At 54.6% G+C, this 26431-nt stretch carries 23 protein-coding genes; 12 read left to right on the top strand and 11 right to left on the bottom strand.

The window, feature by feature from the left end; translation table 11 throughout:
* Nucleotide 1: 1 nt before the first annotated feature.
* The 7 genes from K7H09_RS05650 to K7H09_RS05620 form a co-directional block, all read right to left on the bottom strand.
* Entirely contained in the window at nt 2-457 is a 456-nt protein-coding gene (locus K7H09_RS05650) for a thioesterase family protein (RefSeq protein ID WP_230803987.1), read from the bottom strand.
* Entirely contained in the window at nt 457-1410 is a 954-nt protein-coding gene (locus K7H09_RS05645) for an L-carnitine dehydrogenase (RefSeq protein WP_230803984.1), read from the bottom strand. Before K7H09_RS05645 ends, K7H09_RS05650 begins: the two co-directional genes overlap by 1 nt.
* On the bottom strand, nt 1407-2327 hold the full coding sequence (locus K7H09_RS05640; RefSeq protein WP_230803982.1) for a 3-keto-5-aminohexanoate cleavage protein: 921 nt from the start codon (nt 2325-2327) through the stop codon (nt 1407-1409). Before K7H09_RS05640 ends, K7H09_RS05645 begins: the two co-directional genes overlap by 4 nt.
* Before the next feature lie 115 nt (nt 2328-2442).
* A complete protein-coding gene (locus K7H09_RS05635) occupies nt 2443-3615 on the bottom strand; it encodes a lipocalin-like domain-containing protein (RefSeq protein WP_230803979.1) in 1173 nt (390 codons plus the stop codon).
* Nucleotides 3612-6113, bottom strand: a complete 2502-nt coding sequence (locus tag K7H09_RS05630) for an FtsX-like permease family protein (protein WP_230803976.1) — start codon at nt 6111-6113, stop codon at nt 3612-3614. The genes K7H09_RS05635 and K7H09_RS05630 overlap by 4 nt, the downstream gene beginning before the upstream one ends.
* Nucleotides 6110-6775, bottom strand: a complete 666-nt coding sequence (locus K7H09_RS05625) for an ABC transporter ATP-binding protein (protein WP_138800013.1) — start codon at nt 6773-6775, stop codon at nt 6110-6112. Before K7H09_RS05625 ends, K7H09_RS05630 begins: the two co-directional genes overlap by 4 nt.
* Nucleotides 6776-6815: 40 nt before the next feature.
* Nucleotides 6816-8369, bottom strand: a complete 1554-nt coding sequence (locus K7H09_RS05620; protein WP_035539125.1) for a sensor domain-containing diguanylate cyclase — start codon at nt 8367-8369, stop codon at nt 6816-6818.
* Nucleotides 8370-8724: 355 nt separating this feature from the next.
* On the opposite strand from K7H09_RS05620, the gene K7H09_RS05615 reads away from it, so the two are divergent.
* The 11 genes from K7H09_RS05615 to K7H09_RS05565 all read left to right on the top strand — a co-directional run bounded on the left by K7H09_RS05615 (nt 8725) and on the right by K7H09_RS05565 (nt 20628).
* Nucleotides 8725-9456, top strand: coding sequence for a GntR family transcriptional regulator (locus K7H09_RS05615; RefSeq protein WP_027959012.1), 732 nt, complete (start codon nt 8725-8727; stop codon nt 9454-9456).
* Nucleotides 9457-9562: 106 nt separating this feature from the next.
* Nucleotides 9563-10522: a C4-dicarboxylate TRAP transporter substrate-binding protein gene (locus K7H09_RS05610; RefSeq protein WP_009287701.1), complete on the top strand. Its 960-nt coding sequence runs from the start codon at nt 9563-9565 to the stop codon at nt 10520-10522.
* 97 nt (nt 10523-10619) lie between these two features.
* Nucleotides 10620-11114 (top strand): TRAP transporter small permease, encoded by a 495-nt coding sequence (locus K7H09_RS05605; RefSeq protein WP_022524052.1) that lies wholly within the window; start codon nt 10620-10622, stop codon nt 11112-11114.
* Nucleotides 11111-12400 carry a TRAP transporter large permease gene (locus tag K7H09_RS05600; protein ID WP_022524051.1) on the top strand — a complete coding sequence of 430 codons (1290 nt, stop codon included), beginning with the start codon at nt 11111-11113 and terminating at the stop codon, nt 12398-12400. The genes K7H09_RS05605 and K7H09_RS05600 overlap by 4 nt, the downstream gene beginning before the upstream one ends.
* A gap of 36 nt (nt 12401-12436) precedes the next feature.
* Nucleotides 12437-13858 (top strand): glucuronate isomerase, encoded by a 1422-nt coding sequence (gene uxaC / locus K7H09_RS05595; protein WP_230803974.1) that lies wholly within the window; start codon nt 12437-12439, stop codon nt 13856-13858.
* Between the two features lie 30 nt (nt 13859-13888).
* Nucleotides 13889-15100 (top strand): D-mannonate dehydratase ManD, encoded by a 1212-nt coding sequence (gene manD / locus K7H09_RS05590; protein ID WP_041157987.1) that lies wholly within the window; start codon nt 13889-13891, stop codon nt 15098-15100.
* A gap of 14 nt (nt 15101-15114) precedes the next feature.
* Nucleotides 15115-16137 (top strand): Zn-dependent oxidoreductase, encoded by a 1023-nt coding sequence (locus K7H09_RS05585; protein ID WP_009287704.1) that lies wholly within the window; start codon nt 15115-15117, stop codon nt 16135-16137.
* Nucleotides 16138-16223: 86 nt separating this feature from the next.
* On the top strand, nt 16224-17192 hold the full coding sequence (locus tag K7H09_RS05580; RefSeq protein ID WP_022524048.1) for a TRAP transporter substrate-binding protein: 969 nt from the start codon (nt 16224-16226) through the stop codon (nt 17190-17192).
* A gap of 95 nt (nt 17193-17287) precedes the next feature.
* Complete coding sequence (locus tag K7H09_RS05575) at nt 17288-17866, top strand: TRAP transporter small permease (protein ID WP_230803972.1); 579 nt, start codon at nt 17288-17290, stop codon at nt 17864-17866.
* Between the two features lie 2 nt (nt 17867-17868).
* Complete coding sequence (locus K7H09_RS05570) at nt 17869-19149, top strand: TRAP transporter large permease (protein WP_141441317.1); 1281 nt, start codon at nt 17869-17871, stop codon at nt 19147-19149.
* 3 nt (nt 19150-19152) lie between these two features.
* Complete coding sequence (locus K7H09_RS05565; protein ID WP_230803970.1) at nt 19153-20628, top strand: mannitol dehydrogenase family protein; 1476 nt, start codon at nt 19153-19155, stop codon at nt 20626-20628.
* Nucleotides 20629-20700: 72 nt separating this feature from the next.
* On the opposite strand, the gene K7H09_RS05560 is transcribed toward K7H09_RS05565, so the two are convergent.
* The 4 genes from K7H09_RS05560 to K7H09_RS05545 form a co-directional block, all read right to left on the bottom strand.
* Entirely contained in the window at nt 20701-22200 is a 1500-nt protein-coding gene (locus tag K7H09_RS05560) for a sodium:solute symporter family protein (RefSeq protein ID WP_230803968.1), read from the bottom strand.
* A 158-nt stretch (nt 22201-22358) separates the two neighbouring features.
* On the bottom strand, nt 22359-22751 hold the full coding sequence (locus K7H09_RS05555; protein ID WP_022524043.1) for a RidA family protein: 393 nt from the start codon (nt 22749-22751) through the stop codon (nt 22359-22361).
* Nucleotides 22748-24235 (bottom strand): N-acyl-D-amino-acid deacylase family protein, encoded by a 1488-nt coding sequence (locus K7H09_RS05550; protein WP_230803966.1) that lies wholly within the window; start codon nt 24233-24235, stop codon nt 22748-22750. The genes K7H09_RS05555 and K7H09_RS05550 overlap by 4 nt, the downstream gene beginning before the upstream one ends.
* A 1-nt stretch (nt 24236) precedes the next feature.
* Nucleotides 24237-25100 carry a MurR/RpiR family transcriptional regulator gene (locus tag K7H09_RS05545; protein ID WP_230803963.1) on the bottom strand — a complete coding sequence of 288 codons (864 nt, stop codon included), beginning with the start codon at nt 25098-25100 and terminating at the stop codon, nt 24237-24239.
* A 113-nt stretch (nt 25101-25213) separates the two neighbouring features.
* Here K7H09_RS05545 and K7H09_RS05540 point away from each other — a divergent pair, with 113 nt between their 5' ends.
* A complete protein-coding gene (locus K7H09_RS05540; protein WP_230803961.1) occupies nt 25214-26422 on the top strand; it encodes an amino acid deaminase in 1209 nt (402 codons plus the stop codon).
* Nucleotides 26423-26431 lie beyond the last annotated feature (9 nt).

Here is a 26431-nt window from a genome sequence, read left to right as displayed (position 1 = left end):
CTTAGCGCCGAATACCAATGGTGCGGCTGGCAAGCTCGGGCCAAGCGTCTTTATGGGCTTGGGGTAGTTCTGTCACGCGATTTGCGACCGCTTCTGGAAACGGGCTTGGGCGCCCAGAGGCTTGTTTCATGCCCATCAACATCTGCTCGCTGGTCGCGATCAGGTTATCTTCGTCATCGAACAGGGTGAAAAAGACGTGCAGGCGCTTTGTGTCGCTATCCAGTAGCGTCAGACTGACGTTCAGGGCTTGGCCTTGGTGGGCCTCGCGGCGGTAGCAAAGATGCGTTTCCAGGGTATAGATCGTGTAGCCATAGTGTTCTCGGCCCGCTTCATCCAACCCAATGGTGTCGATAAGCGCCTCGCAGGCCAGAGAGAAGACGCGGGCGTACTCCGCGTCGTTCATATGCCCGTTGTAGTCGACCCACTCGGGAGCGACGTGGGTTTCATAAATAATCATTAAATGCGCCCCTGTAAGCCTTCGGCTTCCGGCCAATATTTTTGCACCACCTCGAGCAGCTCGACTAAAAAGTCATCCCGGCGCCGGTCAAGGGTGGCCACTGATCGTCCTGCCGCTTGATGCTCACACCCCTCGACGACTTTATCAATCAGTTCATCGGTGAGTTCCGGGGCCTCCAGCTTGGTCCAGGGCAGTTTAAGCGCTGGGCCAAACTGCTCCAGCATATGGCGCATGCCTGGCTCGCCGCCCGCTAGGTGGAAGGTTAAGAACGTGCCCATTAACGGCCAGCGGAGTCCACAGCCGTAAACCACGGCGGCATCGATCTCTTCGGTGGTTGCTACGCCATCGTTAACCAGATGCAGGGCTTCCCGCCACAGCGCCTCCATTAAGCGGTCGGCGATGTGGCCCTCAATTTCACGGCGAACCACCAGTGGGCGCATGGCGAGGGCCTGATACAGCCTCTGGGCGCTGGCGATCTGTGTGGGCTGGGTGGCCTTACCGCCAACAAGCTCTACCAATGGCAGTAAATACACCGGGTTGAAGGGGTGAGCGACGATCACGCGCCCAGGCGCTTGTTGGCACTGCTGCTGCAGGTCGGTGGGTTTAAAGCCGGAGGTAGACGAGCCAATAATGACGTCCGGTGGGGCAGCAGCGTCAATCGCGGATAAAATCTCTTGCTTTAGCGGTAGGCGCTCGGGCACGTTTTCCTGAATCAGGTCAGCGCCATCCACGGCTTTTTCAATCGTATCCGCAAAGGTTAACCGCTCAGGGCTAGCATCGGGCGCTAAGCCGAGCTGGGTTAACGAGGGCCAGGCATTGTCGATAAACGATTGGGTACGCGCCGGTGCCTTGGGATCCGGGTCGAAGGCGACGACGTCCCAGCCTTGAGCGAGGGCGCGGGCAATCCAGCCGTTGCCAATCACGCCGGTACCGATGACGGCTAAGCGGCTCATTTGTCACCTCCTGCTGTGTTACCCATGATACTTCCGGTCAACGGGTCGCGTAGTTTGAGATGAGCGCGGGTTTCTGCAGGCGTCATTACTCGGGCGCCGAGGTTTTCAATAATGGTCGACGCTTTCTCGACCAGTTGGCCGTTGTTAGCCAACACGCCTTTCTCTAAAAACAGGTTATCTTCCAACCCAACCCTAGCGTGGCCACCCAGCAGCACCGCCTGGGCGACCATGGGCATTTGATGTCGACCAATGCCGAAGGCGGCCCAGTTAGCATTGGCAGGTAATTTGTTGCGCATGGCCAGCATCGTTTCTGTGTCCGCTTCAGCACCCCAGGGAATACCCAGACAGAGCTGATAGAGCGGGTCGCCATCGATCAAGCCCTCTTGCTGAAGCTGGCGGGCAAACCAGACGTGGCCCAGATCAAAGCACTCCAGCTCTGGCTTAACGCCTGCGGCCTGAACCAGGCGGGCGTGTTCGCGTAGCCAGTCTGCGGGGTTTACGTAGACCATATCGCCAAAATTGAGGCTGCCGCAGTCCAGCGTGCACAGCTCGGGAAGCAGTTCGCCGACCGGGGCGTGACGCTCGGCGGGTGTTTGGATATCGGTGCCTGGGCCGCCGCGCGTTGGGTCGGTGGCATCGGGTATCCAGTCGCCGCCGCCACCAGCGGTGATGTTCATCACAATATCCACATCGGCCTCGCGTACGCGCTCCATCACTTCGCGGAACTGCTCAGTAGAGTGGCTGATGCCGCCGGTCTCCGGGTCGCGAACATGGATATGCGCGATGCTGGCCCCGGCATGCGCCGCTTCAATGCAGGAAGCTGCAATGGCCTTGGGTGTAACAGGCACATTGGGGTTTTTTGCGGTGGTATCTCCCGCGCCCGTCACGGCACAGGTAAGAATGACATTGCGGTTCATGGCGTGCTCTCTAGTCAACAGTTTATTCGCTTACTAGTGTGTCGCCGTGCGCAGACATTAGTTGTCATAAAGCGACATTCGCTATACATAAGATGCGATTTTTGATCTCGGCTAATTAATACCCGGTCATTTCCAAATAACCCTCGCCAAGCGGTTCGCCGCTGGCGCGGTCGTTGACCACCACTTCACCTTCCCAGTAGGGCACGCTGGTGGTCATCCAGCGGTTGGCGTGGGGCGCTTCGATGTTGATGTCGATCCCTACTGACGGTATTTCCAGCCGCCATTGGGTGGGCACATTGCGACCGGCGACAGCCGACGTTGCCAGCGGCGTTAGGGTAATGTCATCTGATGCTAAGGGGGTGGCGTCGCCTTGGGGAGTAATCCAGGTGCCGGAGCGGTAGTCGGCGTTTTGGGCGGAGCCGCCACGTAGTTGGAACGCCATCAGCTTGTGGCCATCCTCAAGGTGAATCGAGAACCAGTCCCAGCCTGATTGGCGGGCATCAAGCAGTTGACTGCTCCACTCCCGATCCAGCCAGCCGCGCCCGCTAACGGTTTTTGTCTCGCCGTTAATGGTGACTTCGCCGTTTATTTGCCAGAAGGGCTGGCTGTAGTACATGGAGCCCTGGCCATTGGCGGCTTTCTGGCTAAAACCCTCTTCGCCGTGAAGCACCAGCGGCCCCTCTGCAGTCAGTTCTAAACGGTAGCCAAAACGCGATGCACCCTCGCCGCTGTAGGCGGTTAGTGTGAGGTGATTAAAATCGCTGCTGTCGGCTTCTTCGTTAGCTTTAAGCTGCCAATCATCCAGCCAGGCATGAAAGGGGCTAATCATTACGCCTGCTTGGCTGTCCTGGGGAGTGTTCAATGAGGCCTGTGAATGGCTGCGCCCGAAACGTTCGGCCACCTGGTGTTGCTCGCCCTGGGAGATCGCCATATGGGCCATCCACAGTTGATCGGCCGCCCAAGGAGTAGGCGCAGGGCGTTCGTTGAGAGGTATCAGCGCCTGGCGAAAGAGCGTCCACTGCAGGCCAAGTGGCTCACCGTCGGCGTCTTCTAAATTGGCGGTTAAATACCACCATTCAATGCGGTAGTCCGGGTGGGCGGCGTGCTCTTGTGGAAAACTGAGCGGCTGATTAGGCTCGGCATGCCTAAAACCATCGGCGTCTTGTCCTAAACCGGCAAAGCCTGTGCTGTTGGTTTCGGTTTGATTCTCTTCGTCACAGCCGTAAAGCGTTAGCGCTACAGTGGCTATCAGTAGAAGATGCAAGGTTAGTCGAAGCCTTAAGCTCATTGATTGGCCTCTTCTGCCAGTAAGGCCCGCGGTGAGGCGCGCCAGAAACGCAGCGTGGGCAGGGCTGCTGCCAGGAGTGCCACACCAACGGCGGTGGCCAGGGTAACGGCCATTTCCCCAGGAAATAGATAGAGCGGTAGTCGCCAGCCGAAGGCGGCCACATTAATAATCGCCACTAATCCCCAGGTAATCGCGATACCCAGTGGAATGGCCAGCAGGCCGGTGGCTAATGCGGCACCGCTCAGTTGTGCCAGATTTAATTGTGCCAGCTGTGCTCGGGGAACGCCCAGCGCCCATAGCGGCGCTAACTGTTGGCGTCGGCTGCGTGCCTGGGTCAGCAGGCTGGCGAGCAGCGCTAGTGCCGCTACTGCTAGGGTTAATGCATTGAGCGCGCGGGTAATGGTAAAGGTACGCTCAAAAATCTCGGTGGCAATACGCTTGATCTCGCGCTGATCGCTCAGCGCATCGCTGCCGAGGTCAAAGCGTTCGAGCAGAGCAGCACGCAGGGTATCAACATCAGCCTCGTCACTCAGCACTAACCCCATGGAGCTAGGCGGGGCATCAAAACGAGCGGCAAGCTGGGGCGATGCCATTAGCACCTGCCCGCTGGGGTTGCCGTAGTCGGGATAAATAGCGGCGATGGTCAGCGTTTCATTGGCGCCGGGCGCGTTCAGCGTCAGGCGATCACCGGGGGAGAGGTTCTCTGCAGTGGCAAGTTGCTCGTTAATAAAAATCGCGCCATCACTAAAGGCTGCCCAGGCGGATGAGCGGTCTTGTTGGGTTGCCAGCAGCGGCCAGTGCGGAGTGAGTGATTCGCCAGGGGTAATGCCGTAAAGCTCGATAGGCGTGCCTAAAGAGCGGCTACCTTCCGGCGTTGTAGCGGCCTGTAGTGTTGCATCGCTGCGCCGTGTGAGCAGGCGCTCGAAGACCTCCGGGCGATCAGCCAGCCAAGCATCAATATCCGCATATTGCTCGGCGGGGGCATTCAAGTAGAGCGGGGCGACCAAGCGCTGATCGAGCCAGTCTAAAAACGTCAGGCGAAAGCCGCCGACCATGCTACCGACCCCCAGATTGGTCGCCAGGGCGATAAGTAGTGCCATCATGGCCAGTGACAGCCTAGGTAGCTGAAGCTGCATATCCGCCAGTGCCCAGTGAATAAGTGGGTGCCGCCGGGCGAGGTACGTCAGCGCTTTTAGTAGCAGTGCTAAAAAGGGCGGCAGCCACAGGGCGCTAGCCAGAAGTAACGCCGCTACCAGCGTAAAGCCTGTCACTAATCCATCGCCAGGGGGCTGAAAGCGAAGCCAAACATACAATGCTAGCGCAACGCCCATCGCGAAAGCGCCGCCGATGCTCATTAGCGATAATTGGCGGCGGTAACCGCTACGCCAGGCCTGCATCTGACCTAACTCCAACATGTTTAAGCGGGCCGCGCGCCATAGCACGCCGCTGCCTGCCAGCAGTAGTCCGCCAAGGCTAACCGCCAGCCCACCGACCCAGTAATGCCAGGGCAGGTTGAGCTCTTGCCCGATGCCTGCGCCATAAAGTGAGCCCAGGGTTGCCGCGACATCGGGCAGTAACAAACGTGCCAGCCATACGCCGCTGGCAATACCGGCAAGTGCTCCGATTAGGCCGAGCAGGAGCAGCTCTAAGCTGAGCGCTAGCACTAAACTGCGCCCTGATACACCCAGCACTCGCAGGGTGCGCAGCATGCCCAGGCGTTGCTCCAACGCTAGGCCTAGCGCTGCTTGAACGATGAATAGCCCCACGACCCAGGCAAGTAGCCCCAGTGCGGTAAGGTTCAGGTGAAAGCTTTCGGTCAGTTGACCAGGGGAGGCAAGCGTGGTGGCGCGGGTGAGCGTTAATCCCGGGGGCGCTTCAGTGAGTGCCCCCGGGGCGGCCACGATGCGCGTAAGCTGGTCGCCGCTTTCAAGCAACCGCGCTGCGGCGGCAATATCCATGATCAGCGTGTCTGGGGGTAGTGCTGGCGCTAAAACGAGCGGCGGGAGTGTTTTGCCATCTGCCAAGGTCGGGGTGGCAGCCGATGCATTCTCGCGCGTTATCCCTAGGGTTTCCAAAGCGTCAGGCGCTACGCGTGTTTGCCACGGGGGCGTTAGAAAGTCACTTAACGACGCGGAGGTGTTGGCTTGAGCCAGCGCGTTATCGCTGGAAAGGGTCAGTGGGTCAATGCCGATCAGAGTTAGCCGGGTGCCATCTTGGGTAACGACTTCACCCTCTAGCATGGGCGATACGGGCAAGTCTGCTTGACGCAGGGCGTGATACTCGGCACGACTGAATGGCATGCCATCGCGCCGCTCAAGCTGATCCAGCTGGGTGTCAAACAGCGCATCGGCGCGGGCGTAGCTGTCGCGAGCGGTGGCGTTGATCGCCTGGATGCCACTCCATAGGGCACTAGCCACCCATAGTCCGAGCAGCAGCATTATCAGTTGGCCGGGGTGGCGCCGGTAGTGGCTAAGTAGCGTGGATAGCACCCGGGTCATAGTGCCGCTTCTAGTAGATGACCGTGGCTTAGACGTAGGCAGCGATCAAGCGGAGCCGCCACTTGGGGGCTGTGGGTGACAATGAGCAGGGCGCACTGAGTTTCGCGAACCAGGCTCAATAGCAGTTCAAGCACTTCACCTGCGGTGGTTTCATCCAAATTGCCCGTGGGTTCATCGGCAAGCAGCAAAGGTGGGCGCGGCGCCAGAGCACGACCAATAGCTAAGCGCTGCTGCTGCCCGCCAGAGAGCTGCTCCGGGTAACGTGTTTCCATGCCACTCAGCCCAAGCCGCTCAATTAAGTGGTCTGTCCAGTCGGCATCGTCGCGATTGGCTAAGCGCGCCTGTAAGCGCAGATTGTCGATGACCGTTAAGCTGGGCACTAAGTGGAATTGCTGGAAGACTAAACCCAGTTGCTCGCGGCGTAGCTTGGCGCGCGTGGGCTCAGGTAGAGACGCGACATTCTGGTTTTCGAAGCTAACTGTTCCTTGGTCGGGAAGATCTAAACCGGCGGCAAGATGCAGTAGGGTGGATTTGCCGCTCCCAGATTCTCCCATTAGCGCCAGGCTTTCTCCTGCCGCGAGACGAAGGGAGACATCGTTGAGCACGTTCAGCGGCCCTTGTGGCGTCGTGTAGGTTTTATGTACCTGATGAAATTCCAGCATGGCTGCCTTTGTTGTCCATTAAGGTAGAGGCTAGTTGATGCTAGTTTGGAGCCCCTGGCGCGCCGCGCTCCCCATATACTGCTATTCCACCCCTACCCGTGCGTTTAATGAAATACATACTTTTATCCGCGGCATCAATAAGCTCGCCCGCATCGCCAAATCCGCCGTCGTTCAGGCAGGCAATGCCAATCGAAACGGAGACATAGATAGGGTGCTGGTCGTTGTGAGCCATGGGCGTTTTTTCTAAACGCTGGGCAATACGTTTGGCGAATACTTGAGCTGCCTGGGCATCTTCATCTGGCAAAATAACCAGGAACTCTTCGCCTCCCCAGCGCCCCGCAAGATCGCCTTCACGAATAAGCGACTGCAGCGTTTTGCCGAATTTTTGCAGCACGTTGTCGCCCATTTGGTGGCCGTATTGATCGTTGAGCTTCTTAAAGTGGTCAAGGTCAATAAATACCACTGACATGATGCGAGACTGTTCCTGGCATAAGGCAAAGCGCTTATGCATCTGCTCTTCAAGCCAGGATCGGTTGGCAAGACCGGTGAGCATATCGGTTCGTGAACGCTCTTCTAACTCATCTTGTCGTTGACGCAGGGAGGCGAGCTCTACTTGTTGCGTTTCAAAGCGCGCTTTGAGCTGTAACGTCTGTTGGAACAGCAGTTGTTGAGCCTCGGCAAGCAACGATTCGTTATCCTGCAAAGGGGGGGCCGTCATTTGCAGCATGTCCGCCAGCGCTGGCAACTGTTCCTGAATATTCTCTAACAAAAGCCGTAATGAGATCGCATGGGCGCCCTGGTAGGTTTCAAACTCTCGTACCACGGCGACGAGCGACTGCGCAGGATGTGAAGAGAGCCAGGCGTCGGCGATGGGCCCAGACAGCTGAATGCAAAGCCTATCGGCGGCGGTAATGTCGTACTCATTGTGGCTATCGCAGATACGCTGAGCGAGCGGTGTTGGAACACCCCATTTGGCAGCGAGCCAAGCACCTACTTGAGAGTGATCGCAGCCAAAAAGGCGCTGTTCCGACTCGGATAACTGTCGATGAGAGAGTGCGGCTTCAGCATACAACTCATTGCTCTCTTTAGGGTATGTCGCCCTTAAAGCCATGATGCCAATGTCTTGTAGTAAGGCGGCAGTGAAAACGGGCCCCGCCATGTCCGGGCAAAGCTGTATGGCAAGGTGTCGTGCTGCTAACGAGGCGATGATAGAGCGCATCCATACCCGCTGGTAATGGGCGTCAATACCTCTGTTTTGAAGCAGGCTGAAGCTCATTACCGCTGCCAGCGTGGTGTCTAACCCCAAACGTGCCGTTGCTTCTTGGCACGCATGTACCTTTATATGACTACGTGAGAAAAAAGCGCTATTGGCAAGGGTAATGATACGCATGCTCAAGGCAGGATCACGCTCGATAGCATTGGCGTAGTCGTTTACCGACGGATGCTCAGTACGTGCCACTTTTAAAACGTTAACGGCGACAGCAGGGAGGGTAGGTAAGTTTGGACACTTGAGTAGATCAGCTATCAAAAATAACGGTAATTCTGTCGTTAAGACCAGGTCTTTCGAATTATCCTTTGCCTGGATGGCCTGCATTATTCTCTCCTTACGCGTATTTAGCTTGCAGCAGCCGTGAGCCATCCATGGCAATTGCCGTATTGGGCAGTATTCAGTCGTTTGTCTCAAACCATTTTAGGTGATTCGTCTGCTAAATACTCGCGTTTGAATGCCGATTTTATTACAGCTCAAAGTTCAAAAAATACGCTAAACCGAGATGTTATGTAAGATATTTCTCAGAACCAGCTAAGAAGTTGGCTATTAGATGTCCGGCGCGACATGCGACTAAAGGGTATAGCGATGAGCCTTTTTTTATCTCAATTCAACTACCATACTAGTCATATCAGCTTCTGGCGCTAATCGTCTCGGGCTTCTCTAATTAGGATCAGGTGCAATGCACACGACATTACAAACGCTCTGGCAGGGAACCCACGAAGGGGAATCGGTTCGCCAACGGCTATTTCATGTGCTGAGGCAGTCGATTATTCAGATGGTACTGGCGCCGGGGCAGGCGCTATCGGAAAAGGAGCTTGCCGACACTTTTTCGGTGAGCCGTCAGCCAGTGCGGGAAGCTTTCATAAGGCTCTCAGAGTCAGGCTTGGTGGAAGTTCGCCCTCAAAGGGGAACCTATGTTGTACGCATTTCGCGCCAAGCGGTGCTAGAGGCACGATTTATTCGTGAGTCGCTTGAGGTGTCAATCGTACGCGAAGCCACCAAGCAACCCCTTCAGTCTGGCGTGCTAATGGAGCTTAACGAGCTGATTGATCGACAGCGTAGCTGCATCGAGCGACAAGACCATGACCGCTTCTTCTTTCTTGATGAAATGTTTCATCGCACCTTGGCATTGGCTACGGGACAAACCATGGCGTGGAATGTGATTGAAGACGTCAAAGCACAATTAGACAGAGTACGGTATTTGAGTATTCCTGATTCTACGCCTATTCCGAAATTGGCCGATCAGCATCAGGCCATCGTGGATGCGATATCTGCTGGAGATACTGACGCGGCAGTTCAGGCAATGAGTATTCATCAATGTGAAATACTCCACTCTCTGCCTGAATTAGAGCATCGCTTTCCGGAGCTGTTTGAAGGTGTGAGCATGAATGTTCATGCGCTAACTATATAAAACCCACTAATGAGTACAACAACGCTGCACAAGTTGCATGAAGTAGATCCAGCCAGAACTGGCTGGTGAATTATCAACAATAAATAGATGTCTTTAGGAGCCCTACATGAAACTCACAAAATTACTGCCTGCTGTTGCATTGGTTGTCGCAAGCCATTCGGCTCACGCTGCTTACCAGCTTAATGTCTCAATTGCGTTGAGTCCTCAGGATCCCATTGCTCAGGCGATGGAGAGCGCTAAAGAGGCGATTGATGAGCGCTCAGAGGGAGAGCTGACCATTCAGATTTTCCCAAACAGCCAGCTTGGTTCTGACGAAGACGTGATCGAACAAATTCGTAGTGGTGCCAATATCGCGATCTTAGTCGATGCGGGGCGTTTATCGGAGTATCAACCTGAGTTGGGTATCTTAAGTGCCCCTTATTTAGTTGAAGACTATCGTGACTATGACCAAATCACAACATCTCCGCTTTACCTTGATTGGGTCGAAAGTATGGCAGAAACCAGTGGTTTACGATTACTCAATTATAACTGGTTTCAAGGGTCACGGCAGATGCTGACTCAAAATGAAGTGAAGACACCTGATGATTTGAGTGGTGTGCGTGTGCGGACTATCAACTCACCAGTATGGGTGAAAACCGTCGAAGCGATGGGCGCTACTCCAACACCGCTGCCTTGGTCAGAAGTTTACTCAGCGCTACAGCTAGGGTCGATCGACGGGGCTGAAGCACAACTAACCGCCGCTGAAGGCCAAAATCTGCATGAAGTTATTACTCATGTGGCACTAACAAACCATATTCATTTGATGACCGGTATTGCGACTTCTGAACAGTGGTATCAAGCATTACCTGATGAGCTGCGCTCTATTCTTGATGAAGAACTGCTAAAAGCTGGTGAAGCTGCTAGTCAAGCAACCGCAGCGGCTCAAGCCTCAGTGCGCGCGCGGATGGTAGCGGAGGGCGTTACGTTTTCTCAAGTGGATATGGGCGTATTCAGAGATCGAATGGGCAGCGTTTATGAAGAGCTAGGTTACAACCAGTATCGTGATCAATTGCTTTCTTCAGAGTGAGTCTCAGCCCTCTGCTCGCCAGGGCGGGGGCTGCACCCTTTTTGTCTTTTGCTATTACTTAACTGTCCGGATGCCCGTATAGGGCGAGGAATGCTGTATGTGGCATTGGTACGATAAAGGTGAGGAGTGGCTGGCTATTATGCTACTCGGTGGTACCTCTCTCACCATGTTAGTTAGCTCAACGGCTAGGGCAATAGGGAATCCTTTTGCAGGGGGCGCTGAGCTTGCACAATTTTTGTTTATTTGGACTGCTGTATTAGGGGCTGATATTACCCTGCGCCAGGGAGGCCAGGTGCGAATTGATGCCCTTGTCATTCGTTTACCTCTTAAGTTACAGCTCATGATTACCAGCCTATGTGTTGGGATGATGATGCTCTTTCTGGCTCTTTTAATCTGGTATGGCTTCGTTCTAGCAGCTTCAAACTGGCAGCGTCCCATGGGAGTGGCAGGACTTAGTTATGGGTATATCACTCTGGCACTTCCTGTCGGGGCATTGTTAATGATGCTTTCACTGGTACGCCGCTTGTTCGCTAAGGGCGTCATCGGGAGTTTGGTTGTTGACGATGATGACATTGTGGAGGAGGCGCTATGACGGCAGCTCTGTTATTAGGATTCGGTCTGCTTCTCATGGCGATAGGTATGCCCGTTGCCTTTGCTATTGGAATTGCGGGTTTCTCCTATTTCTTATTGCCAGAAACATTTTTACCGACAAGCATTGCCGTCCAGCGCATTGTATCTTCGACGCAATCATTTCCACTATTAGCTGTGCCGTTGTTTATTTTCATCGGCCATTTAATGAACGCCAGCGGTATTACCCCCCGTTTGGTTCACCTTTCTACTCTATTAGCAGGATGGATGAGCGGTGGTTTAGCCCAGGCAAGTATCGTGTTGAGCACCTTAATGGGCGGGGTTTCCGGTTCTGCCGTGGCGGATGCCGCAATGCAATCCAGGGTGCTGGGAAAAAGCATGATCAAGGGAGGCTATTCAGCGGGGTTTACTGGGGCGGTGCTCTCTATTGGGGGGCTGATTACTGCGACCATTCCACCGAGTATCGGTTTGATCCTTTACGGCTATCTTGGCGAAGTTTCGATAGGGCGGCTATTTATCGCAGGCCTCGTGCCGGGCTTCTTGCTAATGGTGGCGCTGATGCTGACCACTTACATCATGGCTAAACGACGGGGCTATCAGCCAGTAAGGGAGCGGTTGCCCACCGGCCGTGAAGTGCTTAAGGCCCTACGTGGCAGTATCTGGGCAATTCTCTTCCCCGTATGGCTCTTGGTGGGTATTCGCTATGGACTTTTTACCCCTTCCGAAGCAGGTGCTTTTGCGGTTGCTTATGCCTTGTTGGTGGGCTGCGTAATACACCGAGAAATGGGTATTAAAGAGATACTTAATGCCATGCGTGCCAGCGTAAGAGATATTGGCATGATAATGCTGATTATTATGTTCTCAGGCATTATTGGTTATGTCGTCTCTTTCGAAAGGGTGCCGCAAACAATAGCAGAGCTAACACTCGGCGTATTCTCTAGTCATATAACACTGTTGCTGGCAGTTTCCGTAATACTTGTTTTTCTAGGTATGTTGTTAGAAGCCACGGTTGTTGTCATGTTGTTAACCCCCATCTTGGTGCCCGTTATTAAAGCCGCAGGTGTTGATCCTGTTCATTTTGGGCTGTTAATGATGACGCTGGTTACGTTCGGTGGCATGACACCTCCTGTGGGTATTTCAATGTATACCGTGTGCGGAATATTACGATGCTCTTTTTATGAGTATAGCCGTGAGTTACTGCCTTTTGCCTTTGCTGTATTTGTGGTTGTGCTGGGCATTCTCTTCTTCCCCAATGTAGTGCTGTTTTTGCCTAATTTATTGCTGGGCTAAATCTGCCTATGACACTCTCATAATGAAGGAGCGATGATGAAGTTTAATGATAATGTTGAGTTCATGGGCAAAGACTTTCTGTTAGAAAATGAAGCAGCCCGACGGCTTTATCATGAGCACGCAGCGATCATGCCGATTTGCGATTATCACTCGCACTTAGATCCAGTCGAAATAGCTCATAATACCCAGTTCGATAATTTAACCCAGCTATGGCTAAAAGGGGATCACTATAAATGGCGTGCAATGCGCTGCGCGGGTGTTGCTGAGCAGCGTATAACCGGAGATGTCAGTGACCGAGAACGCTTTCAAGCATGGGCGGAAACCGTACCCGACTGCTTAGGCAATCCACTCTATCATTGGACGCATCTTGAGCTTAAGAAGCCGTTAGGGATCGACAATATTCTCCTCTCTGCACAGACAGCTGAGGAGATATGGCACCTATCTAAACAGCGGCTAGCAACTCCACAGCTTAGTGCTCAAGGGATTTTGGAGCGCTTTAACGTGCGTACTATTTGTACCACGGATGATCCTGTGGATAGCTTGGAAACCCATCAACGGCACGCGAAGGCGAACACTGGGCCGACTATGCTGCCGACATTTCGAGCTGATGCGGTTCTCAAAATAGAACAGCCAGCGTTTGTCGATTATCTCGCTACGCTCGAAGTTGCCAGTGGTGTGACGATACAGCGTTTCGATGATTTGCTGGCTGCTCTGTACCAGCGTCTCGAACATTTCGAAAGTTTAGGTTGCTGCCTTTCCGACCATAGCCTTGAGAAGCCCGTTTTTGTTGAGCCTCCTGCAGCTTATGAGCTGGATCGGATACTCGACCGCAGAAAGCGCGGAAATGAACTGAGTAGTGATGATGTGCACGGCTTTACCACAGCGGTGCTGCTATGGCTCGGTAAGGAGTATGCACGCCGGGGCTGGGTCATGCAGCTTCACATTGGCGCTTTGCGCGATTTAAGCCAGCGGGGGCGTCGTGACATAGGCGCTAACAGTGGTTTCGATGCGATTGGCGATATCACCTACGCAGAACCTTTAGCGGCGCTGTTGGATGCGCTGGATAGCCAGCATCAACTGCCGCGCACCGTGCTTTATAACCTTAACCCGCGGGATAACGAAATGCTCGCTGGGCTGGCCGGTTCCTTTCAAGGTGATGGAATCCCCGGAAAAGTGCAGTTTGGAGCCGCATGGTGGTTTAACGACCAGCGTGATGGCATGGAACGCCAGCTAACTACCCAGATGCAGTTTGGTTTGCTGCGCCACTTTGTGGGCATGCTGACTGATTCTCGTAGCCTTCTATCGTTTTCTCGTCATGAGTATTTTCGGCGTATTTTTTGCCAAATGCTGGGGACTCAAATGACCCGCGGCGAGTTACCCAACGATATTGACCGAGTTGGCGAGCTGGTTCGTGCGGTGTGCTACCACAATGTGCAGCGCTACCTATTTGAGCGTTAACTTCTTTTTACTTCTTGTGATGGATTTACCATGATCATTAGCGATGCATATTTAATCGTAACGTCCCCAGGCCGCAACTTTGTCACGCTGAAAATTGTTACCGAATCAGGAGTGTATGGGATCGGCGATGCCACATTAAATGGCCGCGAGCTGTCGGTGGTCGCCTACCTGGAAGAACATGTGTTACCAACATTAATTGGTCGCGATGCTAGCCGCATTGAAGATATCTGGCACTTTCTGTATCGCGGCGCTTACTGGCGGCGTGGGCCAGTAACGATGACGGCTATTGCCGCAGTGGACGTAGCCCTATGGGACATCAAAGCAAAGCTTGCGGGGATGCCGCTTTACCAGCTGTTGGGTGGTAAGAGTCGCGATCGGGTGATGGTCTACGGTCATGCGACAGGGCGTGATATTGAAGCGTGCCTAGAAGAGGTCGCCCGCCATGTGGATGAGGGCTACAGAGCGGTACGCGTTCAAGCTGGTGTGCCAGGCATTGCCAGCATCTATGGTGTCGCCAAAAAAGAGGGTGAGCCCTATGAACCTGCAGATTCTGATTTGCCCGCAGAGCATGTGTGGAGTACCAGTAAATACTTAAACCATGTGCCTAAACTATTTGCCGCCGTGCGTGAGCGCTTCGGCGATGATTTGCACGTGCTACACGATGTTCATCATCGCCTGACGCCCATCGAGGCTGCTCGCTTAGGTAAAGAAGTGGAGCCCTACCATCTCTTTTGGCTTGAAGACTGCGTACCGGCTGAAAATCAGGAGGCGTTTGGCCTTATCCGCCAGCACACCACCACGCCGCTGGCCGTAGGTGAAGTCTTTAACAGCCTGTTTGACGCCAAAGCGTTGATCGAGAATCAGTGGATTGACTATATACGCGCCACTTTAACCCACGCCGGGGGGATCACCCACGTACGGCGCATTGCCGATTTGGCGGGTCTTTACCACGTGCGTACCGGCTTCCACGGGCCAACGGATCTTTCGCCGGTTTGCTTGGGGGCGGCGATTCACTTTGACACCTGGGTACCCAACTTCGGCATCCAGGAGTATATGCCGCATACCAGCGCCACTGACGAGGTATTCCCCCACGATTATCGCTTTGAGGACGGGCATTTCATCGTTGGTGAAAAGCCGGGGCATGGTGTTGATATCGATGAACAGTTAGCCAAGCAATACCCCTATAAGCGCGCCAGCCTGCCGGTGAACCGGTTAGAAGACGGCACCTTGTGGCACTGGTGAAGGAGTTCATCTAGATGAAAGCATTCCAGGTAAAGGCGCCCCATGACTACCAGGTCGCGGAAGTTGATCCGCCCAAGGTGGCCGCTGGTGAAGCGTTGGTACGCGTAGCATTTGCCGGTATCTGCGGCTCGGATATGCACATTATCCATGGCGACAACGCCTTTGTGCGCTTTCCGCGCATCACCGGCCATGAGTTCGCCGGGGTAGTGGAGGCGGTAGGGGAAGGCGTGGCTGACGTAGCCGTTGGGGATCGCGTGTGCATTGACCCCGTTATCAGCTGTGGTGAGTGCTACCCCTGTCGGATTGGCCGTCCCAACGTGTGCAGTTCGCTTGAAGTGATCGGTGTGCATCGCGATGGTGGTTTTGAAGAGTTTGTGGCCGTACCCGCGGCTAACGTACACCACCTACCTGAGCATATCGGGCTAGACGCCGCTGCCTTAGTTGAGCCTTATACCATTGCCGCCAACGTACTTGATCGTATGCAGCCGCACCCTGGTGATCGACTAATGATTCTGGGCGCCGGCGTTATTGGCCTTACGATCCTGCAAATGGCTTTGGCCAAGGGGATTGAAGAGGTCATCGTCACTGATGTTATTAACGAGCGATTAGTGGCGGCAAAACAGCTTGGGGCAACGCAGGTATTTAATAGCCGCGAGCAGGATGTGGAAAAAGAGGTGCTTGCCTTAACCCAGGGGGAAGGCGTGCCGCTGATTGCCGATGCGGCCTGCGTGCCAGCGCTGTTACCGCAAATGCTGCGTTTAGCGTCGCCAGCAGGGCGCATTGGTCTACTGGGCTTTAGCGTTCAGCCCAGCGAGCTAGTGCAGTTAGAGGTGATTAAGAAAGAGCTGACCCTGGTCGGGTCGCGGCTCAACAACCGTAAGTTTCCGGAGGTGCTAAAGCTAATGGCAAGTGGGCAGTTGGATCCGTTGGCGTTAGTCAGCCACCGGTTGCCGCTAAGCGACATGCCCAGCGCCATCGACATGCTTGACCACCGGCCAGAAGAGGCCCGCAAGGTGCTGATTCAAATCAGTGCTTGAGGGATGCTACTCCAACCCACGCCAACCCACGCGAAATTAATAGCTGCAATAAACAACTAACAACACCCGTGTGCAGGAGAAAGACAATGATCAAACAACTTATCACCAGCGCTGTTCTTGGGGCCGCCATGCTAGGCAGTCACTCACTAATGGCGGCAGACTTTACCCTGCGTTTTGGCCATTTAGCCAATGAGCAGAACATTTGGCACCAGGCCGCTGAGAAATTTAAACAGGAGGTCGAAGCAAACTCTGACGGGCAGATCGAAGTACGCCTCTATCCCAGTGAGCAGCTTGGGAACGAGATGGACGTGATCAACAGTATCCAACTGGGCACGGCGGATATGACTATTACCGGTGAAAGCTTACAGAACTGGGCGCCGAAAGCCGCGATGATGGCGGTACCGTACGCCTTTAGAGATTCCGAACACCTCCATGCCGCCGTTAACGGCGATATTGGTGCTGAGATTGAAGCGCAAATCACTGAACGCACTAACCTGGTACCTTTGGCGTGGTTTGAGCGTGGCCCCCGTGAGCTGACCTCCAATCGTCCTATCCGCACGCCTGATGAGCTGGATGGGTTACGTCTTCGCGTTCCTAACGTGCCGCTATTCGTTGATACATGGCAGGCAATGGGGGCACGTCCAACCCCAATGGCGTTTAGCGAAGTGTTCACTGCGCTGCAGCAAAACACCCTGGAAGGTCAAGAGAACCCGCTTAGTCTGATCGAAAGCGCCAGCTTTAATGAGGTGCAGGACTACGTCAACATGACCGGCCATGTGCGCAGCTGGATCTACGTGGTGATTGGCCGTAACCAGTTGGAAAGTATGCCGGAAGAACTTCAGCAAGTGGTGCGAGACGCTGCTCAAACGATGCAGGAGTATCAAGCCGAGCTTTTCGTTGATGACCAAGCACGTCTTGAGCAAGCGCTACAGGAGCGTGGCATGGAGTTCGTGGAAGTCGATGTCGATGCCTTTGCAGAGAAAGCTCGCCCCGCCGTGCTTGAGGCCTTAACCGAAGAGCAGCGTGAACTCTTTGACGCTATCCAAGACCTGTAAGCTCGGATTTGTGGTCAATTGATAATGACAATGGGCTGGCCGTGCGCCAGTCCATTTTCTAACGATACAAGCAGCTTGCCCATGAGGATACGGTTATGAACTCGGATCACAAAGCGCTTGAACAGCAAGCGTTGGAGAGTCTGGATTCAATGTCGGTGGTGCCTAAATTTAAAGGCCCCATTGGGCGCGTCATTGGCTGGGTGGACACGTGCTTTCTGACGTTGGCTGTTACGGCGCTGATTGCGATTGCCGCCACGGTACTGCTGCAAATTTGTTCACGGCTATTTTTGCCGTTTTCGATAGCCTGGACCGAAGAACTCTCGCGCTATCTGTTTATTTATATGGTGGCACTATCTGTTGGTGTGGTGCTGCGACAGAACCGAAACATCAGCGTTGAGCTTTTCCATCATCTACTGGGGCCGCGCATACAGGCAGCCTTTCAAGTGTTGATCTGTGCGCTGATTGGCCTGTTTGCCTTTTTGGTGCTGCCTTACGCTTGGCAGTATGCGCAAAACGGCGCTTGGCAAACCTCGCCCACGCTGCATGTTCCCATGCTGTATATCTTTTTCTCAACGGTAGTCACCTTTGCGCTTCTCCTGGTTTATAGCTTGCTGGGGTGTCTTGAGGGAATTATCGCAATGTGTCACTCCTCTGCCTCCCTTCCGGAGTCGTAAGCATGGAAGTTATTATCCTCTTTAGCGTTTTCTTGGTTTTGCTCTTGGTGGGAATGCCCATTGCGTTTGCGCTGGGGTTAGCCTCGCTCTCTTATCTGCTGCTTGAAGGCATTTCATTAACCATCGTGCCGCAGCGCATGTATGCGGGTATCGACACCTTCGTGCTGCTGTGTATTCCCGGCTTTGTGCTGGCCGGCAATTTAATGAACGTGGGCAATATCACTGATCATATTGTGCGTTTTTCCAATGCTCTGTTAGGCCACATTCGCGGCGGTCTTGGCTTGGCCAATGTGGCAGGGTCGATGATTTTCGGTGGTATCTCCGGCACGGCGGTTGCAGATTCAGCCAGCATCGGTTCGGTGATGATTCCCGGTATGGCTCGCTCAGGCTATGACAAGCCGTTTGCTGCTGCGGTGACCGCCGCCTCGTCAACCGTTGGGCCGATTATACCGCCCAGCGTACCCATGATCATTGCCGGTTCGCTCAGCGGGATTTCGGTCGGACGGATGTTCCTGGCAGGTGCCGTACCGGGGCTTCTAATGGGCCTCGCCATGATGATTACGGTGTATATCCTGGCCGTTCGGCGTGGATATCCCAAAGAGCAGCGGGTACCGTTTTTGCAGCTGCTGCGCGAAGCCAAAACGGCCTTCTGGGCACTGCTGATGACCGTGATTATTCTCTATGGCATTATCGGCGGGTTCTTTACCCCTACCGAAGCTTCTATTGTGGCTTGCCTCTATGCCTTGGTCGTCGGCATGTATGTGTATAAAGGCCTGTCGTGGAAAAAGCTTCCGGCGATTTTGTCAGACACCGTATTAACCTCTTCGGCACTACTGCTGATGGTGGGGTTAGCCAACCTGTTTGGCTGGATACTCACCAGTGAGCAGATCCCTCAGATGATAGCCTCACTGATTCTCTCCATTAGCGATAACCCGCTCATTGTTTTACTCATCCTTAACCTGATTCTTTTGTTTGTTGGCGCTTTTATGGAGACCATTGCCGCGCTGATTATTCTTTTCCCGGCCTTGGTGGGAGTCGCCACTGGCGTGGGTGTCGATCCGGTTCACTTTGCGGTAATCGCGGTGTTGAACCTGATGATTGGGCTGACAACCCCGCCGGTGGGGGTCTGCCTATTCGTGGTAGCGGGGATTGGCAAGATACCTATGTTGACGGTGGCAAAAGCCATCGTGCCTTTTTTACTGTGCAACTTGGCGGTACTGTTGTTGGTGACCTATGTCCCCGCGATTTCGCTTTGGTTGCCTAACTTGCTGATGGGAGAGTAGTTGATGATGGCTCCAAAGCTTATTGAAGCAAAGCCAAGAAGTGGTCGGATCGGGATTGTCCATCTGGGGTTAGGCGCTTTTCACCGCGCCCACCAAGCGGTCTATTTAGAACGTTATCGTCAACGCAGTGGCGATGGTGAGTGGGGCGTTTGCAGCGCGAATTTACGCTCTAGCGTTGGTTTAGTCGACGGCTTACGTGCGGCAGGGCAGCGCTATCATGTAGCGGAGTACGCCGATAGTGACAGCGTCACGCTGCGCGAAATAGGCGTTATTGAAGAGACATTATTCTCGGGCCGTGATGGCGCGGACGAAAGTATGGATAGCTGGGGTCGAGACCGAGAGGCGCTATTGGCGCGAATGGCCTCTGAGGATACCCGTGTTGTTACGTTAACAGTCACTGAGAAGGGCTACTTTTTAAACCCTGCCAGCGGTGAGTTGAGAGTCGATGACCCCATGATCATCGGCGATATAGCCTCGCCCCAGCAGCCACGTACCGCACCAGGGCTATTGGTGGAAGCGTTAGCTCGGCGGCATGAGGCTGGCATTGCCCCCTTTACCGTGCTCTCTTGCGATAACATGCCAGATAACGGTAAGCGAACACGCCTAGCGGTGGTGCAATTGGCCGAGCATCGAGACGCAGCATTGGCCAGTTGGATTGCCAGAGAAGTGGCGTTTCCCTGCAGCATGGTGGATCGCATCGTCCCTGCGATGACCGACGCCGATTTTGAGCGCTTAGCGGCACTGGGCGTTACCGATCCAAACGCCGTGGTATGCGAAGCGTTCACGCAGTGGGTGGTTGAAAATAACTTCCCCCAGGGGCGACCCCGCTGGGAAGCTGAGGGGGTTGAGATGGTGGCAGATGTGGCGCCGTTTGAAACCATGAAGCTGCGCATGCTCAATGGCAGCCACTCCTTGCTTGCCTATCTTGGCGCGCTTGCAGGTATCGAAACGGTTTATGACGGCATCAATCACGTCGAGCTTCGGGCGCTGTTGCGCCGATATATGCTTGAAGAAGCGGCACCTACACTTGAGATGCCCGAGGGAATAGATTTAGACGCTTATGCTGACTCGCTGCTGGCACGCTTTGCCAATGACAGTTTGCGTCATCGTCTGCAGCAGATCGCTATGGATGGTAGCCAAAAGCTTCCACAGCGCTGGCTTTCCGGCGCGCTGGAACGTAGTGCCGCTGGTCAAACTTCGCCCTGCGTGGCGCTGGGAGTGGCGGCCTGGATTCGCTATACCGCGGGTCAAGACCTACTAGGAAATAGTTACCCCGTGGATGATCCGCTAGCCAAGCGCTTTGCAGAGCTGCACCAGATGCATGGTAGCGATCCCAGCGCGCTGGTAGCGGCCTATTTAGCCATGGACGATGTGGTGCCAAACGCATTGGCACAAGACGATGCGTTTGCACAGGCGGTGCTGGTGGCATATCAAACACTAACCCAGGGCGGGCTGCGTGAGGCACTAGCGGGCTTATAATCCCGTTAAGTTCAAAACCCCACTGATTGATTCAATCAGTGGGGTTTTTTATTGCGCACTAATGGCTAACGATTAGCGAGGTGCAGCGGGCGCTTCAGCGTTCGTGAGAGTCGGTTCGGGCACTTGCTCCATACGCTTGCGCTCTTGGTCAAGAATTGCCAGTGCCTGGGCAGAAGTCACGCGTGAGGCGGGCGTCACTAGGCTTACAATCACACCCGCTACCAGCGCTACTAGCACAGCGGGGATGCTTGGGTTACCCCAGAAGGCTGTCCAGTCGCCATTGGCAATAATCGTTAAGGAGGTCACCGAGGCGCAAATTAACGTGGCGATGGCACCCTGCCAGTTATAACGTGACCAGAAACGGCCCAGCATGGCACTCACAAACAGCCCTGACAGAATCGTCGAGATCATGCGGGTGATGTAAGTGATGACATTGTCTGAGGCCAGCGCGAACAGCAGCGCCAGACCAATGGTTGCCACTAGCGCAATACGCGAGAAGCGCACTACATTTCGCGCTGAGGGCGTGCGGCCCGTTGCCAGCACATATAGATCGCGAATCAGCGTGGAAACACCGGCAATGGCATCAGAGCTCGCGCTAGACATCGTGGCGGAAAGACCCGCTACCAATAGCAGTAGTCCTAATCCTAGGGGCATAATTTCAGTGGCCAGGAAAGGGAAGGCGAAGTTGCTATTTTCAAGCCCAGGGTTAAGGGCGTGGGTGGCCATACCAATAATCGCGGGAATGATCGAAAAGCCCAGGTAAAGAACGCCGGTGATTAAGAACGAGCGGCGTACCGATTTGACTGATTTACCTGAATAGATGCGCTGCCGAAAGGAGGGCGTAGCAAGCACGCCAATGGCAATGACGGCAGCCAGTGACAGCGCTGGCAGCGCACCAATTTGACCAATACCTAGAAAGCTAGTGGCCCCCGCATCCATACCTGCCGTAAGGCCTGAGAAGCCGCCAACCTCCACTAGCGCCAGCACCGCCATCAAAATAAAACCCGCAAACAGTACAACCGCTTGAATGGTGTCAGTCCAGATAACCGCAAAATAACCCCCCACCACGCAGTAAATGCCGAAGCCTAACGCCACCAGAATACGTGCGGTGGTTAGATCGATATCCGCCATCCAGGAGAGATAGAGACCACCGCCAAGAATATGCGCGCCCAACCAGCCTATACAGGCGATATAGATAAGTAGCGCGACCACATTACGTACCAGCCGATTCGCACCGACGTAATAGGCGAGTTCCTCACTCATGGTCATAAAGCGAAGTTTACGTACGGGAGCAAAACAGACCGCGAGCAGTAAAATGCCCACGGCGCCTCCAAGCCCGTATAAGGCACCCGCCCAGCCGTTGGCGTAACCGAACCCAACGGCGCCCATGCTGGAGCCGGTGCCCACCATGGTCGCGACCGTAGTACCTACGGTAAGGAATAGCGGAACGCTTCTTCCGCCGAGTAGAAAGTCGTCGCCGCTACCCCGTTTGTGTCTTGAAATCCACCAGCCAAACACAATCATGGCGACAATGTAGAGCACGAAGGTAATAAGGAATAGTTGGCTGTTCATGTTAACCTCTTATCGTTGTTTATCCGGCCGTTGCCGCGGCCGAAGGTAGGCAATGGAAGCGATTACCGCGGGGCTTTTTATCCTAATCACGCGGTAATCTGGCGCTGCACCCTTGCCGGGGTGCGGCGCTTTTTTTGGGGGTACTTAACGTTGGGTGTCTAGACGCGATCAGCGCGGAAGCACTTCACGTCAACCTCAACTTTGCAGTCCACCACCAAGTCTTGAACGCTGCAGATGCGTGCCGGTGGGTTGTCGCCAAAGACCTCCTTAAACACCTTGTTGAACGAGGTGAAATAGCGCGCATCGGTGAGCACGGTGGTGACATGCACGACGTCTTCAACGCCGAAACCTGCTTCTTGCATGATGGCCAGGCAGTTATCGAAGGCGAGGCGGGTCTGCTCAACAATGCCGCCTTCAACGACTTCGCCGTCGGTCATTGGTGTTTGTCCGGAGACGTATAGCCAGCCACCTGCCTCTACGGCGCGGGCAAAGGGCAGCTTCTGACCGCCGGTGCCTACGCCGCCTTCCGTGCCGTATCGAGTAATGCTCATGATGTTTGCTCCTGGTTGGGTTGAAAGGTGGGGATCGATTGCGAAATGCGCTCTGTTCTGCGTAGCATTCTGCCCGCGCGTTGGTCTGAAATTGTGCCTTGGTGATAGGCGATTCTGCCGTTCACTATGACCATTTCGATGCCTTTAGCGGCTGCGATGGGGGTCTCGTAATTGGCCGTATCTTCAAGCATCGTTAGATCAAAAAGGGTGAGGTCTGCGTAGGCGCCTATGCGGATCACTCCGCGATCCGTTAAGCCGAAATTAGTCGCCGAAAGGCTGGTCATTTTGCGCACCGCTTCGGCCAGTGGCATTAGCTTTAAATCGCGGCTGTAGTGGGCCAGCACACGCGGAAATGCCCCCCAAAGGCGCGGGTGGGGGTGCGGGTCGTTCGGTAATCCATCGGAACCGACCATGGAGAGCGGATGCGCTAACACTTGCTGCATATCCGCTTCACTCATGTTGTGGTAAACCGCCCCCGCCGGCTGTAGCTGCTTGGCCGCATCTAACAGTGATACCCCCCATTCGGCGGCGATCTCTTTTAACGGGCGACGTGCCTGCTCAGGGTGCGGTGTCGACCAGGTAATGGTGATCTCGATTTCGTCTGTGACCTGGCCCAGATCGAGAGTGGAGGAGCCCGCGGTGTAGGGGTAGCAGTCGCAGTGGGCATGCTGGTGCTGGGCGGCAGACTCCAATTTACTCAGCGCTTTACCAGCGCCTCCCCAATTGCCCGCGCCTGCGCATTTAAGGTGCGAGATCACCAGAGGCACCTGGCCATTGCGAGCGGTGGAAAATGCTTCGTCCATGGCATCCAGCAGGCCCGCAAACTCATCTCGAAGATGGGTGGTATATACGCCGCCTGATTGGCCAACGGCGGCCACCAGGGGGGCCATTTCGGTGGTCGGCGCGTGTATCGCGTTGCGATAGGCAAGCCCTGAGCTAAGCCCTAATGCACCTTCATCCAGCGCTTGGCTTAGCAACACTTCCATGTTGGCAATTTCTTCTTGAGTCGCAGGCCGGGCAAAGCTATCCATCACCTGGCTGCGCAGACTCGTATGCCCCACCAAGGCGGCGACGTTGATACTGGGTGCGGCAGCGTCTACGGCGTTGGCATAGGCGCTGAAGCTTGAGTAGCGGAAGTCTTCTAGCCTGCCCAGTAAATTCATGGGATCGGGGACTTCGCTGGCGAGTGTCACGGGGCTCGCACTGATCCCACAGTTACCCACCACCACCGTCGTTATTCCTTGTGTCAGCTTCGGCAGCATCTCTGGGGTACGAATGACATTAGTGTCGTCGTGAGTGTGGACATCGATAAAACCAGGGGTCAGATAGCGCTCTTGGGCGTCAATAATGGTGGTGGCGGTGGCGTAGGGCATGTCACCGATGGCGCAGATACGCTCGCCTTGAATAGCCACATCGGCACGAAAATGGGCTGCGCCGGAGCCATCCAGTACGCTGGCGTTACGAATCAGCAGGTCGTAAACCATCTTAATCTCCTAGTGGCTGGCGGTTGTCGCCACCGCGATGGTCATCGAGGCTAAGCTTGAGACGACGCAATTTAGTCCGTGAACGCTCTCGGTGGCGCATGGCAAGTTCAAGCGCTAACACATCGATGACCGCCAGCATGGCGTAGCGGGAAGCTGAAGGGTGATAGATGAAGTCGGTTTCCCGCGAGGTAATCGGGAGCACAGTGTCGGATGTATCGGCTAAAGGAGAATTCAGGGCGGTGATGGCAATCACTTTTGCGCCGTACTGCCTGGCAATTTGTGCCGACTCCACCATCTCCGGGGTATAGCCAGTGACCGATAGCACAACCACTACGTCATTTGGCTCAAGGGTTGACGCTACCATGCGGGGTAAGAGTGCTTGAGGGTAAGCGCAGATCGCATAGCCAAGTCTCACTAAACGGAATTGAAACTCTTGGCAGAGAATGCTGGAACCGCCCCCTGCGCCAAATACCAATATCTGGCGCGCTTTATCCAGCTGTTCGACCGCGCCTGCCACATCGGCCTGGGCGAGCAAGTCACGGTTAAGCGCGAGGGTTTGTGTGGCAATGTCATACACCACGCTTGAGCTGTCTTCGGGGGTCGCTTCTTGTATAAAACGGCGACCTGCTGCTAAAGCGCGTGTTAAGCGCGTTTTTAAGTCACGCACATTAGTGCAGCCGATAGCGCGTGCAAATCGGGTGACACTGGCATCACTTACCCCCGCGCGCTGGGCGATGTCACCGATGCTTGCTTCGGTGACAAACTCGATGTCAGCAAATATCAGCTCGGCGACTTTTTTTTCAGCTTCACGCAAGGCAGCAAAGTCAGTGGTAATACGTGACAAGATGTCGATTTCCTGGCTCACCGTGGACTCCTAATGGTTGCCTGATTTAAAAAGTATGTTAGTTTCTAACCTTAAGTCAATAGTTGTGAAAGTATCTAACATAGATGCTTTATTAAAAAAGAGGATATGGGCGAATGCAGACAATGGCGTTAGCGATGGATAAAGGCGGTGAGGAATTGGGATCAAACCTTCTATCAGGTGTCAGCCTTCCCGCCGCCGTGGTGCATGAAGGCCCACTGGCTCATAACGTAGAGTGGATGCAACGATTCGCAGAGGCTCACGGTGCTCGCTTGGCGCCCCATGGCAAAACCACCATGACGCCCGCGCTTTTCCATCGACAGCTCCAGGCAGGTGCGTGGGGTATCACACTTGCCACTGCGCCCCAGTGTCGTGCGGCTTTCGCCAATGGCGTTACCCGAATATTGATGGCGAACCAACTGGTGGGTCAGGCAAATATGGCCATTATCGCCAGTCTGATCGAACAGGGCGCTGCGTTTTATTGTGTGGTCGATAGCCATGAGAATGCGCGCCAGCTCGGGCGCTTTTTTGCTGAGCGGGGCTTGACGTTATCGGTGCTTATTGAGATAGGCGTGGAGGGTGGCCGCTGTGGCTGCCGCAATCAGCAGCAAATTCTTTCGCTGGCGGAGGTGATTGCTAGTGAACCAGCACTTTCTCTGGTGGGCCTGGAGGGCTATGAGGGTGTGGTTCACGGGGATAATCCCGAATCTGGTATTCGTACCTATGCTAAATACCTGGTGGATGTTGCCGTAGAGCTCGAAGCTGCTGGACGCTTTGCTGAAGAGAACCCGATTGTCACCGCGTCAGGTTCCGCCTGGTATGATGTGATTGCAGAGGCCTTTCAGGGCGCACCGCTTCAGGGAAGATTTACCCCCGTGCTACGCCCAGGTTGCTACATCGTCCACGACCATGGGCTTTATCGTGAAGCGCAATCAGCGGTATTAGGCCGCCGGCCGGATTTGCAGCAGGGGCTTGAGCCTGCCCTGGAAGTCTTTGCCCAGGTGCAGTCGCTTCCCGAACCTGGGCTTGCCATTGTGGCGCTAGGTAAGCGTGATATTGGTCATGACCAGCTACCTATGGCCCTGAGCCGGTTCAGGGAAGCCGGTGAGCCCTCTCAGTCAATGTCAGTTGCTGGTTGGGAAGTGACGAAAATTATGGATCAGCACACCTTTGTGGGCCTTCCGGAAGGGGCTCAAGATGTCGAGGTCGGTGATATTGTCGCGTTTGGCGCCTCTCATCCTTGTTTAACCTTCGATAAATGGCGCCAGATATTGTTAGTGGATGATCAACTAAACGTTAAAGAGCGTATGGCGACCTACTTTTAGCGCCCTGTT

The organism is Halomonas sp. IOP_14, from assembly GCF_021021315.1.
GTDB lineage: Bacteria > Pseudomonadota > Gammaproteobacteria > Pseudomonadales > Halomonadaceae > Vreelandella > Vreelandella titanicae.
This window is presented reverse-complemented; position numbering and strand designations above follow the sequence as displayed.